A 16,838-nucleotide genomic window follows, 5' to 3' on the forward strand; every position below is an offset into this window, starting at 1 on the left:
GGTTATTTCCCCCCGGATCACAGTGCGGTTTCGCCCGTCTCGCCGGTGCGGATGCGGGTCGCACTGGCAAGGTCGAGCACGAAAATCTTGCCGTCGCCGATAGCGTCGGTGGCGGCGGTGGCCTGGATGGTTTCGACGATCTTCGGTGCCAGATCGTCGCTGGCAGCGATCTCGATCTTCACCTTGGGCAACATGTTGGTCGAGTATTCGGCCCCGCGATAAATCTCGGTCTGGCCCTTCTGGCGGCCGAACCCCTTGACCTCGGTTACGGTCATGCCGGCGACGCCGATCCCGCCGAGCGCTTCGCGCACCTCGTCGAGCTTGAATGGTTTAATGACGGCGATGATGAACTTCATCGAGTCCCCCCTATGCGAATACAGTTGTCACGCCGGGCCGATCCCCGGTCTTCGCAATTGCAGCAAGAGGCGTGCCAAACTAGATTCCGGTTGGAATCGGTCAGGCAACACGACAATTGCGCAATAATAGTGGCTTAAATTTAGGCAGTGCCCATGAATTGGGCATCGAGCCATATCGGCAAGTGATCGGACGCCTGCGCTGCCAGCGCGCTATGATGCACCCCGTGGCCCCTGACCTTCCAGCCGGGCGAAACGGCAAACCGGTCGAACCGGGCCACCGGCCGCCTGCTCGGGAAGCTCGGTCCGGGAGCAATGACGTCCCAGTCGCCGAAATGCCGGATCGCTCCGCTCTTCGCCGTCCACTGGTTGAAGTCGCCCAACAGGATCGCAGGGCAATCGGCGTGATGATCCTGGCAGTGCCCGAGGATGGCGCGCACTTGGTCCGACCGGCGCAGCCCCGACAGGTCGAGATGCGTGCCGATGATGCGAAAAGTCGCTCCGCCGTGCTCCAGCAGGGCGCACACTGCGCCGCGCGGTTCCAGCGTCGGCAGTTCCAGGGGCTGGCTCTCGACCACGTCGATATCCCGCCGCACCAGCAGCGCGTTGCCGTGCCAGCCGATCGAACGTGGGCGACGCGCCACCGGGACGACCTTCCAGTGCGTGTCGTCAAGTGCGGCGCGGGGCAGCACACTCTCGCGATCGCCGAAACGGCGGTCTGCTTCCTGCAGCGCAACCACGTCGGCATCGATTTCGCGCAGCACCGTGATGATCCGCGCAGGGTCGCGCACGCCGTCGAGCCCGACCGCCTTGTGAATATTGTAGCTGGCAAACCTCAGTACGGATTTCACTCTGGGCGCGTCCCCGGTGCGCCTTCGATATAGCGATCGGTAGCGCGGGCCGGCAAACCGTCGATGCTGGCTATGCGGGTGCTCATCTTCGCTTCCCACTCTGCCGGGTCCGACTGCGCATGGGCCTTGAGCAACGTCTTGCGCTCGGCCTCCATGGCCATCAGCGGGACGCCCCAGCCGCAACTGGTCTGGACGCTCTCGACATCGATGACGAAGATCTGGCGCGTGCCCGGCATCAGCGTGAAATGCGCCGCCAGGGCGTCCCATTGCTCGTCCTGCGGCAACACTGCGCGGCCCCGACCATAGATCCGCAGGATCAGCGCCGGCTGCTGGAAATTGCAGAACATCAGCGTGATCCGGCCGTCGGCCCGCAAATGGGCATGCGTCTCGTTGCCCGACCCGCCCAGATCGAGGTAAGCCACTACGGTCGGCGTCAGCACCCGGAAGGCATCATAGCCCTTGGGGCTGAGGTTGATCCGTGCGTCCGGCGCTGCGGTGGCGACGAAGAACACCGGCTGCTGGGCGATCATGGCGACATGCTTGTCGCTCAGCGCGTCGAAGAAATCTGCCATCGGCTGAGTCTACGCTGACGGTGTGCTTGGGGCAAGCGATGTGCCCTTTGGTTTCGCGCCAAGATACCAAGGCGCGAAGAAGTTGGGCTGGCAGCAGGCCTCTCAAGCCAATCTATCATCCCGCTCTTGAAAGAGGCCGTTTGCCGCTTCGCGGCGACGTGCACTGTCTCCGCGCCTTGGCGTCTTGGCGCGAACCTTTATCGCTCCTTGGTGGCGGAGAACGTCAGCTCGGGGTTTTTCTCCGCCTGGTAATTCACGTCCCACGGGCTCTTGGCCAGGAACACCAGGTCGCCGTCGCGGTCGCGGGCGAGGTTGGCGCGGTTGAAGCTTTCGAATTCGGCAACGGGCTTGCCGTCGCCCTTGACCCAGCGGGCGGTGGCGAAGGGCGAGGCTTCGAGAAAGGCATCGACCTTGTACTCGGCCTCGAGCCGAGAAATCAGCACTTCGAGCTGGAGCTGGCCCACGACGCCGACGATCCACTGCGCGCCGATCTCGGGATAGAACACCTGGATTACGCCCTCTTCGGAAAGGTCATCCAGCGCCTTGCGCAATTGTTTGGTCTTGGTCGGATCGCGCAGCACAACTCGGCGCAGGATCTCCGGGGCGAAGTTCGGCAGCCCGGTGAAGCGGACCTGGTTCTTCTCGCTCAGCGTGTCGCCGACCCGCAACGTGCCGTGATTGGGGATACCGATGATGTCGCCTGCCTCGGCGGTGTCGGCCAGTTCGCGGTCCTGCGCGAAGAACAGGATCGGCGAATGGATCGCAATCGGCTTGCCGAGGCCCGACGGCGTCAATTTCATGCCGCGTTTGAAGGTGCCCGAAACCTGCCGCATGAAAGCGATCCGGTCACGGTGGTTGGGGTCCATATTGGCCTGCACCTTGAAGATGAAGCCGGTCACTTCACTGTGATCGGGGCTGATCGTTTCCTCACCAGCGGGCTGCGGGCGCGGCGGCGGGGCATAGCGGGCGATGGCGTCGATCAGTTGCTCGACTCCGAAGTTCTTGAGCGCCGAGCCGAAGAAAACCGGCGTCAGGTCGCCATTGCGATAGGCCTCGAGGTCGAACTCGGGATAGCCGCCGCGCGCCAGCTCCAGCTCCTCGGCGAATTGTGCGGGGATCGGTGCGCCCATATCGACCTTGCCGAGAAACTCGCGCGAGCCGCCTTCGGGCCGGGCGATGCCGCCGGTGGCGAAATCGAGGATGCCCTCGAACTGGCCGCCCATGCCGATCGGCCAGCTTTGCGGGCTGACGTCGAGGGCCAATTGGTCGGCCACTTCGTCGAGCAGCTCGAAGCCCTCGCGGCCCTCGCGGTCGACCTTGTTGACGAAGGTGATGATCGGCACGCTGCGCAGGCGGCACACCTCGAACAGCTTGAGCGTCTGCGGCTCGATCCCCTTGGCCGCATCGATCACCATGATCGCCGAATCGACCGCGGTCAGCGTGCGATAGGTGTCTTCGGAGAAGTCCTCGTGCCCCGGCGTATCGAGCAGGTTGAAGGTTATCGTTTCACCCTCGTATTCCTTCTCGAAGGTCATCACGCTTGAGGTGACCGAGATGCCGCGCTGCTGCTCGATCTTCATCCAGTCAGAGCGGGCGCGGCGAGCTTCGCCGCGCGCCTTGACTGCGCCGGCCTGATGGATCGCGCCGCCTTGCAGCAGCAGCTTTTCCGTCAGCGTGGTCTTGCCAGCGTCAGGGTGCGAAATGATCGCGAAGGTGCGGCGATTGGACATAGTACTTCCGGCGCGCCAGGGTTACCCGCGCAGCTCCGCCCCCAATTTCGCAGCCGATGCAACCACCGCGTCGGAGATCGCCTTGATCTCGGCATCGGTAAAGGTCTTCTCGCCCGGTTGCAGCGTGACTTCGATCGCGACCGACTTCTTGCCTTCGGGCACGCCCTGCCCGGCGAAGACGTCGAAGATGCGTGCGTCCGTGATCGCCACCTTGTCGGCCCCGCGCACCGCGCGCACCAGCTCGCCGGCCGCGAGATCTGCGGGAACGAGGAAAGCGAAGTCGCGGGTGACCGATTGCAGCGCCGGCGGGGCATAGGCCTCGCGCGCGAAACCGGCGGACTTCTTGGGCGGGATGGCGTCGAGGAAGATCTCGACCGCGACCACCTGCCCGTCGATATCGAAGGCCTTGAGCGTGGCCGGATGCAGCGCACCGAAACGGGCCAGGACATTCTTGGGTCCGAGCCGCAGCGTGGCCGACTGGCCCGGGTGGAACTGGTCGCCCGCTTCGCCCATCACCATCAGCTTGTCCACGGGTGCGCCAGCCGCTGTGAGCAGCGCCTCGGCCTCGGCCTTGGCATCGTAGGCATCGAAGCCCTGCGCCTTGCCATTGGACCAGCCGCGCGGCGTCTTCTCGCCCACCAGCACCACGCCCAGGGTCGGTTTTTCGTCGCTCGAACCATCGGCACTGCGGAAATAGCGCCGTCCGATTTCGAACAGCCGCGAGCCGTCGGCCCCGCGATCGGCGTTGCGCTTGGCGGCAGCGAGCAGGCCGGGAATGAGCGAGGGGCGCATCGCCTTCATGTCCTCGCTGATCGGGTTTTCCAGCACCCACAGCGGCGCGCCGTCGGCGAAATGCTCGGCATCGGGCACAGGCAGGAACGACCACGTCACCGCCTCATGCATCCCGCGCGCGGCGGCAGTGCGGCGCAGCTTGCGCTCGAGCGCCTGCTGCGGGGTCGCCGTGGGCCGCGCCACGCCATCGGCGCGCGGCAAGGCTGCGCTTTCGACATTGTCGAGCCCGACGATGCGGACGACTTCCTCGACAAGGTCGGCCGGACCTTCGATATCGTGGCGGCGCAGCGGACAGGTGACCTGCCAAAGCCCCTCCCCTTCAGGGGAGGGGTTGGGGTGGGGCCTGTCATGTGATGACCCAGTGACATCCCCCACACCCTCCGCCCCTTCGGGGCTCCTCCCTCTCCCCTGAAGGGGAGAGGGCGTGACCTCGAAGCCCAGCGAAGCAAGAATGCGCTTCTGCTCGTCTTCCGCGACATCGATCCCGCCGAGGCGCTTTGTCAGGGCCGGGTCAAACGTGACCATCAGCGGCTCGCTCGGAGCAGCACCGGCACGGACCACTTCCGAGGCTTGCCCACCGGCCAGCTCGACGATCAAGCCGGTCAGCAGGTCGAGCCCGTCATCGAGGAACGCCGGATCGACTCCGCGCTCGAACCGCGTACGGGCATCGGACGAGAGGCCCAGCTTGCGCCCTGTCACACCGATCCTCTCGGGGTTGAAATAGGCGATTTCGAGCAGGAGATCGGTGGTGTCGTCGCCGACCCCCGAGTGCTCGCCGCCCATGATCCCGGCGATGTCGTGCACACCGCGCTCGTCGGCGATCACCGTCATGCTGCTGTCGAGCGTGTAGGTCTTCTCGTTGAGCGCCAGTACCTGCTCGCCCTCCTTGGCCCGCCGCGCGACGACCGCACCGTTCAGCTTGGCGAGGTCATAGGCATGCGCCGGGCGGCCGTAGCCGAGCATCAGATAGTTGGTCAGATCGACGAGCAGCGAGATCGGCCGCTGTCCGGCGCTGATCAGCCGCTGCTGCAACCACTCGGGCGAGGAGCCGTTGGTCACGCCCTTGATCACCCGGCCATAGAACGCCGGACACCCTTCGGTATCGTCGGTGCGAATTGCGACCGGGCAGGCACCCCCCGCCTCGAACGAGGGAATCGCGATCGGCTTGAGCGTCCCCAGCCCCGCCGCCGCCAGATCGCGGGCGATGCCATAAACCCCCATGCAATCGGGCCGGTTGGGCGTGATCGCCACTTCGATCACCGGCGAGGCGCCGTGATATTCGGCGAAGCTGGTGCCGACCGGCGCATCGGCGGGCAGTTCGATGATGCCGCTATGCTCGTCGCCGAGCTCGAGCTCGCGCACCGAGCACATCATGCCGTTCGATTCGACCCCGCGGATCGCACTCTTGCGCAGCTCCATGCCATTGGCCGGCACGACCGCACCGGGCAGGCCCAGCACGCCCTTCATTCCGGCGTGCGCATTGGGCGCGCCGCAGACGACCTGCAACGGATCGCCCTCACCGGTCGAAACAGTCAGCACCTGCAGCTTGTCGGCATCGGGATGCGGGGCGGCGGTGAGCACTTCGGCGACACGGAAGCCGGCGAGCTTTTCCGCCGGGTCCTCAACCCCTTCGACCTCATGGCCGATGCGGTTCAAGGCCTCGACGATCTCCGTCAGGCTCGCCGTGGTTTCGAGATGATCCTTGAGCCAGGCCAGCGAGAACTTCATGCCCGTGCTCCTACCCCGGCGCTGAGCGTCGGCTGGTCGAACGGGCTGAAGCCATAATGGCCGAGCCAGCGCGGATCGCCGTCGAAGAAGGCGCGCAGATCATCCATCCCGTATTTCAGCATCGCGAGCCGGTCTACGCCGACGCCGAAGGCGAAGCCCTGCCACTGGTCGGGATCGAGCCCGGCCATTTCGATCACCCGGCGGTTGACCATACCTGATCCGAGCAGCTCCATCCAACCGTGCCCCGGCGCATTGCCGTCCCCGCCGAGCACGCGGCGCCCACCGATGACTTCGAAGCCGACATCGACCTCCACCGAAGGTTCGGTGAAGGGGAAATAGCTTGGGCGCAGCCGCAGGATGATATCCTCGCGCTCGAAGAAGGCCTTGAGGAAGGTCTCCAGCGTCCACTTCAAATGGCCCAGATGGATGTCGCGGTCGATCACCAGCCCTTCGATCTGGTGGAACATCGGGGTATGCGTCGCGTCGCTGTCAGAGCGATAGACCCGGCCCGGCGCGATAATGCGGATCGGCGCACCCTGCGCGACCATCGAGCGAATTTGAACCGGGCTGGTATGCGTGCGCAGCAGCATGCGTCCTTGTTGGCCTACCGCTTCGCTGCTTGAGGCCGGTTGCCCCTCCGCGTCCACATGCGGAAAATAGAACGTGTCGTGCATCGCGCGCGCCGGATGCGTCTCGGCCATGTTGAGCGCGGTGAAATTGTGCCAGTCGTCCTCGATCTCCGGTCCGGTGGCGACGGAGAAGCCGAGATCGGCGAAGATTTCCGCCAACTCGTCCATCACCTGGCTGACCGGGTGGACCGAACCGAGCGGGGCGGCAGGCGCAGGCAGGGTCAGGTCGAGCGTCTCGCTCGCCAGCTGCGCTTCGAGCGCGGCGCTCTCCATCGCGTCCTTCTTCGCCGCCAGCGCATCGGCCACCGCCGCGCGCAGACCCTGGACCTTGGGGGCCTCGGTCTGGCGCTCTTCGGGGCTCATGGTGCCCAGCGTTTTCATCAGGCCGGAGATCGAACCCTGCTTGCCGAGAAATTCGACCCGCAACGCTTCGAGCTCGGCAGCATTGCCCGCCGCTTCGATCCGCGCCAGCGCGTCATCCCTCAGAAGTAGCAAATCGGTCATTCCATCCTCGGCTTCAGTCTCGCGCGGTGCCTCTAGCGGCATGTGCGCCAATGCTAAAGCCCAGTTTCGGACTCTCTGCGGCGTTCCGGATGGAACAGTGCCTGCATGGCAACCCCGCTGCCGGCGTTTGTCACTGACACCGCGGCGGTGACGATGGGATGCGGCAAGGCGGCGTATTCGCCGGGCGTCATCTGCATGATGGCGCGGAAGTCGCGGATGAATTGCGCCTGGTCGCAGTAGTGGGGATCGAGCGAATTGATCCAGCGCAGCGAAGGATCGAGCATGTACTTGCCCAGGCTGCGCAGGAAGCGCTGGCGGCGCAGCAGGACGCCGGGCGCGAAGCCGAAATGCCGCTTGCAGAACCGTACGAAAGTACGCTCGGTCATTCCGGCCCGTTCGGCCAGTTCCGCGATCGAGAAAGAAAGCGCCTCGTCCGAGACAATGCTGAGATGGATCGCCCGGATCGGGCGCTCCCGCGCAGGCTGGTGGGCCACCATCGGGCGAAAGGTCCGAGCGATGAGAGCGGCGGCCTCGGCCATGTCATCGATTTCATGGCGCAGAGTATCGAGCATCCGCACCAATGACGGGTTCAGCTGGCATTCTTCCACGCCGGCAAACCGGTCGGCCATGCCGTCGGCGGGTCGGCCGATGAAGCGGGCCCAGCCGGCCGGCGTCAGTCCGATGCCCCAGAACCGCCCGCCGCCGATCCGGAGCTGGGTGACCCGGTTCGTCGGCCCTGAAAGGACCGCCACCGGTGCCCGCCCGAGCGGGGCGGACCCGATGGCGGCATCGTAAACGTCGGCAATGCCGGTCCGCAGATTGCCCTCTTCAGGCGGCAACCAGTCTTCGGCGATGACGCCCGTATCGACCTCGGTCCGGTAATAGGCGGAAATGAACGGGGCGAGATCCGGCGGAGGCGATGCGACACGCAGACGCAACCCCGCATGCGCGAATTCTGCTGTCGGTAGAGTGATTTCTGACACGCGCCCTGTTCCTGCGGCTCTCTGTATGAAGCTTTGCAAGGACGATGCAAGCGCTTGATTGGAAACCGCGTCCAAAACCTTGGCGAGAGGAAAACTCGCAGCGGCGCCTGGTGGAGAACCTTCAGCGAAGAGGCAGTGGCTGCTCTCCCTCGACTTCGGAAACGGCCTTCGGGGATGCCCGGTGGAATCCACGCAGGTCATGTCCGGTCGCAGCAGAGAGCGCATCGATCCGCGCCTCTTTGTCCGGTGCGTGCGCAATGGCCTGCTCCAGCTCGACCCGCTTGGCATCGACCAGGAAGCGGTACCAGAAGCCTTGCAGCACATGGTAGATCATCCCTGCGCGCCCATCGAGGAACCCGAGCTGGATAAAATAGCGATAAAGGAAATAGAGCAGCGGCCCCAGTCCGGTCGGCAAGCGGTTGTACCAGCCGGTCTTGTGCACCCGCGCACGCTGCGCCTGGGCCGTGCTGGCGAGGCCGGCATCCTCGGGCACGTCGAACAGGCCGTAATTCCCGATCAGCGCATCGAGCGCCTCGCGGGTGGCATAGCCGTTGTGCTTGGCAGTGAAATAGCCGAGGCCATGCTCGTTCTGATCGACGAAAGTGCCCGGCACATGGCGCAGCGCGCCGTGCTCGACCACGATATGCTCGTCCATCCAGCGCTGCTCGATCCGGCCCATGCCGGTGCGCCAGATACGCAGCAGGGCCAGCGGCCAGCGCCCACCATGCCGAATCCATCTGCCCATGAAGTGATGCTGGCGATCTAGGCTGATAGCGGTGGTGTCAGGGCCGAGCGTCGGTAACAGCGCCAGGAGGGCGGTGACCAGGTCCGCTCCAAGCCACTCATCGGCATCGAGCCGCATGGTCCAGTCCGTGTCGATCCCGCAGTGATCGAGCGCCCATTGGAACTGGTCGGCATAGTTCAGCCACCGGCGCTCGAAGAGCTCGGCACCCATCCCACGCGCAACCTCGCGGGTCCCGTCGCTCGAACCGGAATCGACCACCACCACGCGGCTTGCCAATGGTTTGATCGAAGCCAGCGCGCGGCCGATGTGGCGTTCCTCGTCGCGGGTCAGGATCACCACGGTCAACGAGAGGGGGGCGGCGGCCATGCGTGTGCTTTAGCCGCCGCTCCCCCCTTGCGCTAGAGCAGCGGACGGCCTCGCAGGTGATGGCGCAGCAACGCTGCGTTGACTGCGCCCAATGCGCGGTTGCCCTCGGCGTTGTAGTGGAAGCCGTCCCAGCCGATGAAGCGATCGGCGCTGCCCCAGCCGCGCGGGTTGACGCTCGTTCCTTGCCCGGTGACAAAGCATGGGCCGACTTCGCGCACCGGCGTGCCGGCTGGGTGGGCATAGCGCATGGTACCATCGAAGCCGTAGACCAGTCGCCCGTTGACATAGCCGGTGCAGGTGATCGCTACCCGCTCGCGCGTGGCCCCGGTGCCGATCTCGACCACCGAGCCGACCCGCAAATTGGCCAGCGGAGTGTTGGTGGCAGTGGCGCAGGTAAAGCCGTTGGGATAGCTGACACTGGCCGGTGTGCCGTCGTTGCCGGCCTGCCCGGCGCTGACCGCGTAGAACAGGGTCGCGTTGGCCCCGACCGGTGTCCCGCCGAAGGCCAGCGGCAGCTCGACCGGCGAAAGCCATGCCGCGCCCGCGCTTTCAAGCCCGGCGCGGATCGCCGCGAGCACGTCGAGTGCCTGCGCATCCCATGCCTCGATCCCGAACGCCGTGTCGGCTCCGCCGACCACCAGTGTTTCGGGCAGATGCTGCTTGATCCGTTTGCCGGTCAGCGCCGCCGCGGCTTCCACGTCGGCCGCCGGTTTGCTCAGGTCGTTGAGGCCGGCATGGATGAACACGACCTCGGCGCGGTAGGGGACCACGTCCGACATCACCCGGTCGGGCAAAGCGACGGAGGAACCATAGCCGTCGGCGACGAAGCCCGTGCCGCCGACCCCGCTCGGCCAGACGTCGTCCCAGCCCATGGCATGGCCGAACCACACCGGCCAGCACACCGGATCGGGCGTGGTGAAGCTGTCGCTGAAGATGATGGTGCGCGGGCCGCGCAGGTCGGCGGCGAAGATGCAATCGGTCGTCCCGGTGAAGACCCCGCCGAAGCCGAGCTGCCACGAGATGATATCGATCCGCCGCCTCCCATGGCTGCCGAAGTCGAGCGAGACCATGACCGGGCCGCTCGTCTGGTAAGGGTCGAGCGAGACAAAGCGGTTGTCGATGCGGATCAGGAAACCGAACTGGTTGTTGCGGATTTCCAGTTCGATACGGCTTCCTTCGTGGATGAAAGACCATTGCTGGCCGAGCGCCGAGCGGGTGCCGCTGCTGGAGAAGGTCGCGACCTTTTCTTCGCTGAAGTTGATGGTGGCAGGGGCGGATCCCGGCAGGCCCCGGCAGAAACTGAACACGCCGCCCTGCGCAGCAGAGGCCGTCTGGTAGAACGGCGAACCACTCGAGCTGGGCCAGTATCGCGGCAAGCTCGCGCTGGCAGTCTGGGTTATGATCGGGGCCGGGCTGGCAAGTTCGAGCTTTGCCAGTTCCGGCGGCAGGGTGGCGAAGCGACGCGGCGCCGGTCGCGGGGCGTGCAGCGCCAGCATCAGTCGAGCACCCAGGCGGTGAGATCGGCGGTGAGGTCGGCCCCGGCGAGCCCCACGACTGCCATGGGCAGCATGGTCAGGCCGGGCGAGAGCGTGAGAGTCAGCGTCGACCCGCCGGCAAGGGTGAAGCTGGCGAGCCCTGCGCTGCTGCAATCGACCAGCATGGCACTGCCCGGTGCCACCGGTACATCCGGCGCCAGTTCGCGCACGTCGGTGAAGGGCTGGTCCCGGCAGGGCAATGGATGCGCCGCGCTGACGGGCATGGCGGGCGCACCGACCTCGCCTGTGGCAAGAGCGGACAGCGGGACAAAACGGGCAGGGAGGCGGATCGGGGGAAGCGGTTCGGGCATGACGACTCCTTTCGGATTGCCGCGCTAACCGATTTGGTTATTTGTAGGAAAGTGGTTTATCCATTTTCCGGATTATCGGCAAAAACCGCCAGCACGCGCTGTGCCACCTTCTCCATGGCGAAAACGCTCTCGAACAGCGCTCTCCCATTCGTGCCGACGGCTTTGCGTTGAACTGGCGGCATAGCGCACAGGTCTGATAGGGCCGCCGCGACCGACGGGGGGCGGGTTTCGCAAACGAGGCCGGCACCTGCCCCGGATATTTCGAGATGGACCGCGACCTGGTCGGAAACGATGACAGGGCGGCGACAGGCGCAAGCCTCGGCCACGACGACCCCGAAGTTCTCCTGATACGACGTCAGCGCCATCGCCTCGCAGCCGTAGAGCGCCCCCCATTTGGCCGCGCCTGTCAGCATGCCGGGCCAATGCACCTGCGATGCGATGCCCAACCGCGCCGCGCGATCGCGCAATGAAGCGACAAAACCGGCTTCACCCGGCCCGGCAATCACCAGCTGCCATTCGCCTCTGCCGCAAGCTTCGGCAAAGCCTTCGAGCAGGATTCCGATCCCCTTCTTGGGATGGATGCGACTGAGGAACAGGACATAGGGCGAATTCTCCACCGCAGGGACTTTCCCGCCGAAAGCAGCGTGCATCGCGTCACTCTCCGGCGGCGGCTCGCCTGTCCCGAATCCGACCACCTGTTCCCGCATCCCGGTCCAGCCGGGCCAGCTCTGCGCCGCCAGCATGCGTTCGCTCTCGGCGGTGAACAGCACGGCCCGCGCGCCGCGCAACAGGGGGCCCTCATTGATCCGGAACAGCTGGCGTTTGACCCATTCCTTGGTCGGCTGGAGTTCGCGAAACCACGGATCGAGCATCCCGTGGGGAAAGACCGCATAGGGCACGCCCGAACCGGGCAGGACCTGCCGCGCAGCCAGCGTTGCCGCATTCCACAATCCATCCACCACGATCCCGTCATAGTCGCCCGCGTGTTGCCGCAACCACGCGATCGCGCGGGCGGGATAGAACCGTTTGGCGTCGCTTGCCCGGCCCATGGCGAAGACCGGCGAGGGACAGTCGGCGACCCATCGATCTTCCGGAGCATCAAGCGTCAGCAGATGCTGCTCATGGCCGCAAGAACGATAGGCATCGCCCAGTCTCAGAACGCCTTCGATGACCCCGCCCTTGGCCGGGTCGGCGTCGGCCACGACATGGAGAATTCTCACTCGTGCGCCTTGGCGCGGCGACGGGCCATCGCCTTGCGCAACGGGGCAAACAAGGTGATGGATCGCCCCCCGGCCCGCATGGTCCAGGCCAGCAAGGTGAGCTGGAACGCCACGAAGATCCGCTCGCTCGAACCGAACGGGCTGAACAGCACCGACCACAACAGCGCCACCGCGCAATAGGCGATCAAGGGAGCCAGCAATTCGTTGCGCTTGAGCAAGCTGTAGAGCGCGACAAACGGGATCGTCAGCACCCATAGCCAGAACAGGCCGCCAGCCAGGCCGGCCTCGACCCACGCCCCGAACAGATGGCTATGCGTCGGGATCAGCTGGACTTTGCCGCGTTCGGCTTGCAACACGGGCAGACCGTAGCGCACCTTCATCGCATGGTAGAGCCCTACGTAATAGGGGTCCTTGGCCCAACTTCCGTGCCCTATGACAGGCGAGTCGACAATCGCCTGGATGGAAACCAGGCTCTCCGCCCGTCCCCCCAGGATCAGCGGCACTTCGCCCGACGTCTGGTCGCGATATTTGACAAACGCATCGCGGCCCAGGAGCCCGTCTTCAACCGCTATCCCATAGATGGTCGTTGCCCCGGTCGCGACCAGTATGCCGCCGACCAGCATGAAGACAAAGGTCCCCGGACTAAGGCGCCGCCGGAAGGCAGCGATGCGTGGGATGAGCAAGGCGGCCACCAGCACCACCGCGGCGATGAACAGGGTGCCGAAGGCCGATCGGGCCGCCTGGAGCAACAGGAACAGCGACAGCGCAAGGAACAGCGCCGGGCCGAGATAGCGGAGTTTCGGGAATCCGAGCGTGGCGATGATCAGCACCCCGATGCTGACGAAAATCAGCGCGCGATCACGCCCGAACTTCCATTCGTAACCGATGAATTCCTCCGGCACGCTGAAATAGGCCGCGATGCCCAGCCCCAGGGCGAAAGCAATGAAGTATGCCCGGCGGCGCGGCAGCCAGAGCCACAACACCACCAGCTGGAGACCGAAGAAGCCGATCCTGGCCCAGCCACGCAGATAGTCGGCAGGCACCGAGCCGCGAATGAGGTCGGTCGCCACCTGGCCCGCCAGCCACAATGCCAGCAGGGCAAGGATCGGCCAGATCCGCTGCAACCTTTCCGCCGCGCCGGGCAAGGTCAGCAGCAGGACCAGCAACGGGGCCGCGAGCAGGTCCATCAGGAAAAGCTGCCCGACAAAGTCGAACACCACCAGTTGGCTGAGCGGGTAGAGGAACGCGAGGAAGAGCCACGGATCGAGCGTAACGACACGTTGCACACCGGTTCGGGCGGGGCCAACGGGGACCGGGATTCTCGGCCCTGAGCTCGGCAAGGTGACCGGACCGGCTGATTTGCGCGCAAGACTCATGCACAGCGCTCCGCCAGGGCTTGTTCGATCGCTGCCGTGCATTGCGCCAGCAGGGCATCTTTCGACCAATGTTCGAGCGCGCGCGCGCGCGCGGCGCGGCCCAGGGCTGTGCGCCTCGCCGCGTCGCCAGCCAGCACCGCAATGGATGCGGCAAGTCCCGCGCTGTCGCCGGCCGGGACCACAATCCCGCAGCCCGCGACTTCGGCAGCAAGCGATGTCCCTGCATCGGCCGTCGCCACCACCGGTCGCCCCGACGCCAGCATGTTGGCCAGTTTGGAGGGGAGGACCAGGTCGGCCGCCCCGGCGATCTGGGGCAGCAGGTGGATGTCGGCCATGTCGAGCAGATCGGGCAAGGCTTCGCGCGGCTGCAGCGGACGATAATGCAGGTTGGCGACCCCTGCGGCAGTATCTCTCACTTCGGCCACTGCCGGTCCTTCGCCACAAATGACGAAGTGCAGGTCCGTCATGTCCGCCATGGCCCGTGCCGTATCCAGAATGATCCCGATCCCCTGCTTGCGTGCAAGATTGCCCGAATAGAGCGCGATGGTTCCCGGGGGCAAGCCAAGACTCTGTCGCATCCGCGCCCCGTTGGCCGCACCGGTACCAACTGACGGCTCGGCCCAGTTACGCAACTCGTGAAGGCCCCGATCATGGCCGCGCTTCTCGGCCAGCTTGCGCATCATGCCGGGAGCTATCGAGCTCACCCGGTCGAAACGTCGCAGCATGGACCGCTCGAAGCGCGTCCCGAACCCGGTGGCCCAGCCTGGAAGCAAGCCGGTCGCAAGTGCCGCTTCAACTTCGAAATCCTGCACATGCAGCCACGACAGGGCACCGCAACGTCGAGCCAGCCTGGTCGCCACGGGTGAGGCCAGCAGTGCAGGTGCAACCGCGATCACCGCATCGGGCCGTACGTCACTCACGGCTTTGGCAATTCCCCGCGCGGCATTGACGGAGAAGCTGGCATAATGGACCAGCCGCTTCAGCCCTCCCGGGTCCGCCGGAACGTAATGCGGCACGCGCAGCACCCTTACGCCATTCTCGACCGACAACCGGAAACCGTCGCCGAACCCGTCGAACCGCTGCCACTGCGGATAGTAAGGCACCCCGCAGACGACCTGCACCCGATGCCCGCGCGCGGCCAGCGCCTCCGCCCAGCCCTGGGTGTAAGGCCCGATGCCGATCGGTTCCGGCGCGTAGTTGAGCCCGACGAGGCAGATGGAAGCCATGGCGTGCTATCCTTTGCGTGAGGGGGAAAATCCAGCCCCTACCGCATCTCGCGAGCCTTTATGCGCAGCGGATCAATTCTTGCAGGCGAAGGGAATTCTTGACCATTGTCCAATATAGGATAAGGTTAAACACCTATCCCAATCTGGAGAGCGGGCAATGAAGACGCTTCTGACTGCTGCCACCGCCGCTGCAATGGTGCTCAGCGCTACGGCTGCGCAGGCCGCGACACGGCCTGAAGCCACGCGGCTGGCCCCGCCCGTCTCGCAAGCGAACGACCTTGCCAACGAAACCGAAGAGGAGATTCCGCTGGGCCTCATCCTCGCCGGTCTGGGCGGGTTGATCGCAGTGCTGGTCTTTGCCGCCAGCAGCAACGGCAACAGCCCGCGCTGAGCGGGCCGAGCTGTCGAGAATGGCCGCTCCTTCGGGGGCGGCTTTCTTGTTTTCAGGGTCTGTGAAATCCGGTCCCGACTGTCAGAAAGCGCGGTCATGACGAAGCACCAGCACCGTCCGCAAAACTATGCCGAGGTCGCCCCACAGGCTCCAGTTGACGAGATACTCCAAGTCCGCCTGCAGGCGCTCTGACAGATCGCGTTCCTCATCGGTCGCCCCACGCAGGCCGCGCACCTGTGCCAGCCCCGTCAAGCCGGGCTTCAACGCATGGCGGTGCCAATAGCGCGAATCGACCTGCCAGAATGCCTTGTCTCCTGCGAGGCTCCCGGCCGCATGCGGGCGCGGACCCACGATGCTCATCTCGCCGCGCAGCACATTCACCAGCTGAGGCAGTTCGTCGATGCTGGTGCGACGCAGGAGCCCGCCGATCCGGGTCAACCGATCGTCGTCACGCCCGGTGGATCGGCAGCCGTCGGCATCCGTCTGTTGCACCTTCATCGAGCGGAATTTCAGCATCGGGAAGAAACGGTTGCCACGCCCGGTGCGCTGCTGCACGAACAGCACCGAACCGCGATCCTCGAGCCAGACCAGCATGGCCACGAGCAGCAGCAAGGGCGACAGCAGCAGCAATCCCCCCAGCGCCAGCGCGATATCGAACGCGCGCTTCATCGCCCGCGACCGCAGACCCAGGGGGCCGGCGCTGACAACCAGCGTTGTCACGTCCGCCATGTCATACCGGCGCACACCGAGCGCGCCGAGATCATGCGCCATCTCGCTGACAATCTCCCCACGCACACCGCTCGCCTTGAGTGCCCAGGCCCAGTGCTCGCGCCTTTGCGACGGACAGCTTACCACGACTTCATCCTGATGGAGCAGCGCGTGCCCCAGACGGTCGAGCGCATGCGGATCCTCGGCGGTCGGATCGAGCCCGAGGCTTGCCGCATCGATGATGCGATTGGCTCCGATCTCGAGTTTTGGCCCGCCGTCGAGCACCAGCAGGCGATTGCGGACGAACCCCTGCCAGCGCCGCCGGACCATCGCTACAGCCAGCGCCCGCACGGCCACCATCATCCCGGCGGAAAGCGCGAGTCCGAGCGTCAGCGTGACGCGCGAGAAGGTCGCGCTGGTCTTGAGGTAGAAGGCCACGAAGGCCAACAGGGCCGCCGAGATCGCCAGTGCCAGCAACACGCGCACAGTGGCATAACGCCATTCGAGCAGGGTCCTGATCGAGTACGTGCCCTGGTACATGGCTATGGTCAGGAATATCGGCAACAACAGGTAGGCCTGGCGCATCGCCTGCGGGTCGGGCAGACGGCCGAGATACAGCTGGCCCGCCAGCAGGAACCCGGCAAGGATCAGCACCACATCGACCGCCACCAGCATGAGATAGGCCCGCAGCCGGCGACGCTCGAGCGAAGGCGCGGGGGCGATCGCCAGAGTCGGCGCGGCTTTCGCGGTGCCATGCTCGGCTTTGGCGGGCGCATTCACGGTCGGTCTGGTTCCTGTATCCGGGACTAGAACCGGAC

At 65.5% G+C, this 16,838-nt stretch carries 15 protein-coding genes; 1 reads left to right on the top strand and 14 read right to left on the bottom strand.

Translation table 11 applies throughout. The features are described 5' to 3' along the window. Positions 1 to 17: 17 nt before the first annotated feature. The 13 genes from LY632_RS01810 to LY632_RS01870 all read right to left on the bottom strand — a co-directional run bounded on the left by LY632_RS01810 (position 18) and on the right by LY632_RS01870 (position 14,921). Positions 18 to 356, bottom strand: coding sequence for a P-II family nitrogen regulator (locus LY632_RS01810; protein WP_234092109.1), 339 nt, complete (start codon positions 354 to 356; stop codon positions 18 to 20). Between the two features lie 140 nt (positions 357 to 496). Next, positions 497 to 1,204, bottom strand: coding sequence for an endonuclease/exonuclease/phosphatase family protein (locus LY632_RS01815; RefSeq protein ID WP_234092110.1), 708 nt, complete (start codon positions 1,202 to 1,204; stop codon positions 497 to 499). After that, on the bottom strand, positions 1,201 to 1,776 hold the full coding sequence (locus LY632_RS01820; RefSeq protein WP_234092111.1) for a pyridoxamine 5'-phosphate oxidase family protein: 576 nt from the start codon (positions 1,774 to 1,776) through the stop codon (positions 1,201 to 1,203). The genes LY632_RS01815 and LY632_RS01820 overlap by 4 nt, the downstream gene beginning before the upstream one ends. A 197-nt stretch (positions 1,777 to 1,973) precedes the next feature. Then, complete coding sequence (locus LY632_RS01825) at positions 1,974 to 3,506, bottom strand: peptide chain release factor 3 (RefSeq protein WP_234092112.1); 1,533 nt, start codon at positions 3,504 to 3,506, stop codon at positions 1,974 to 1,976. 21 nt (positions 3,507 to 3,527) lie between these two features. After that, positions 3,528 to 6,026: a phenylalanine--tRNA ligase subunit beta gene (pheT, locus tag LY632_RS01830; RefSeq protein WP_234092113.1), complete on the bottom strand. Its 2,499-nt coding sequence runs from the start codon at positions 6,024 to 6,026 to the stop codon at positions 3,528 to 3,530. Beyond that, positions 6,023 to 7,159 (bottom strand): phenylalanine--tRNA ligase subunit alpha, encoded by a 1,137-nt coding sequence (gene pheS, locus LY632_RS01835; protein ID WP_234092114.1) that lies wholly within the window; start codon positions 7,157 to 7,159, stop codon positions 6,023 to 6,025. Before pheS ends, pheT begins: the two co-directional genes overlap by 4 nt. 53 nt (positions 7,160 to 7,212) lie before the next feature. Then, positions 7,213 to 8,142: an AraC family transcriptional regulator gene (locus LY632_RS01840; protein WP_234092115.1), complete on the bottom strand. Its 930-nt coding sequence runs from the start codon at positions 8,140 to 8,142 to the stop codon at positions 7,213 to 7,215. Between the two features lie 121 nt (positions 8,143 to 8,263). After that, positions 8,264 to 9,253 (bottom strand): glycosyltransferase family 2 protein, encoded by a 990-nt coding sequence (locus LY632_RS01845; RefSeq protein WP_234092116.1) that lies wholly within the window; start codon positions 9,251 to 9,253, stop codon positions 8,264 to 8,266. A 32-nt stretch (positions 9,254 to 9,285) separates the two neighbouring features. Further along, on the bottom strand, positions 9,286 to 10,749 hold the full coding sequence (locus LY632_RS01850; RefSeq protein WP_234092117.1) for an SGNH/GDSL hydrolase family protein: 1,464 nt from the start codon (positions 10,747 to 10,749) through the stop codon (positions 9,286 to 9,288). Continuing rightward, a complete protein-coding gene (locus LY632_RS01855; protein ID WP_234092118.1) occupies positions 10,749 to 11,099 on the bottom strand; it encodes a hypothetical protein in 351 nt (116 codons plus the stop codon). The genes LY632_RS01850 and LY632_RS01855 overlap by 1 nt, the downstream gene beginning before the upstream one ends. A 56-nt stretch (positions 11,100 to 11,155) precedes the next feature. Continuing rightward, on the bottom strand, positions 11,156 to 12,319 hold the full coding sequence (locus LY632_RS01860) for a glycosyltransferase (protein WP_234092119.1): 1,164 nt from the start codon (positions 12,317 to 12,319) through the stop codon (positions 11,156 to 11,158). Beyond that, complete coding sequence (locus LY632_RS01865) at positions 12,316 to 13,605, bottom strand: hypothetical protein (RefSeq protein ID WP_234092120.1); 1,290 nt, start codon at positions 13,603 to 13,605, stop codon at positions 12,316 to 12,318. The genes LY632_RS01860 and LY632_RS01865 overlap by 4 nt, the downstream gene beginning before the upstream one ends. A gap of 86 nt (positions 13,606 to 13,691) precedes the next feature. Next, positions 13,692 to 14,921 (bottom strand): WcaI family glycosyltransferase, encoded by a 1,230-nt coding sequence (locus LY632_RS01870; RefSeq protein ID WP_234092121.1) that lies wholly within the window; start codon positions 14,919 to 14,921, stop codon positions 13,692 to 13,694. A gap of 157 nt (positions 14,922 to 15,078) precedes the next feature. Here LY632_RS01870 and LY632_RS01875 point away from each other — a divergent pair, with 157 nt between their 5' ends. Next, the gene (locus tag LY632_RS01875) at positions 15,079 to 15,312 is read left to right on the top strand and encodes a hypothetical protein (protein WP_234092122.1); all 234 of its coding nucleotides are present in this window, start codon (positions 15,079 to 15,081) and stop codon (positions 15,310 to 15,312) included. A gap of 81 nt (positions 15,313 to 15,393) precedes the next feature. Here the strand turns inward: LY632_RS01875 and LY632_RS01880 are convergent, their stop codons facing one another. Further along, positions 15,394 to 16,800 (bottom strand): exopolysaccharide biosynthesis polyprenyl glycosylphosphotransferase, encoded by a 1,407-nt coding sequence (locus tag LY632_RS01880; protein WP_234092123.1) that lies wholly within the window; start codon positions 16,798 to 16,800, stop codon positions 15,394 to 15,396. Positions 16,801 to 16,838: the final 38 nt, after the last annotated feature.

The sequence above is a fragment of the Erythrobacter sp. SDW2 genome, from assembly GCF_021431965.1.
GTDB lineage: Bacteria > Pseudomonadota > Alphaproteobacteria > Sphingomonadales > Sphingomonadaceae > Parerythrobacter.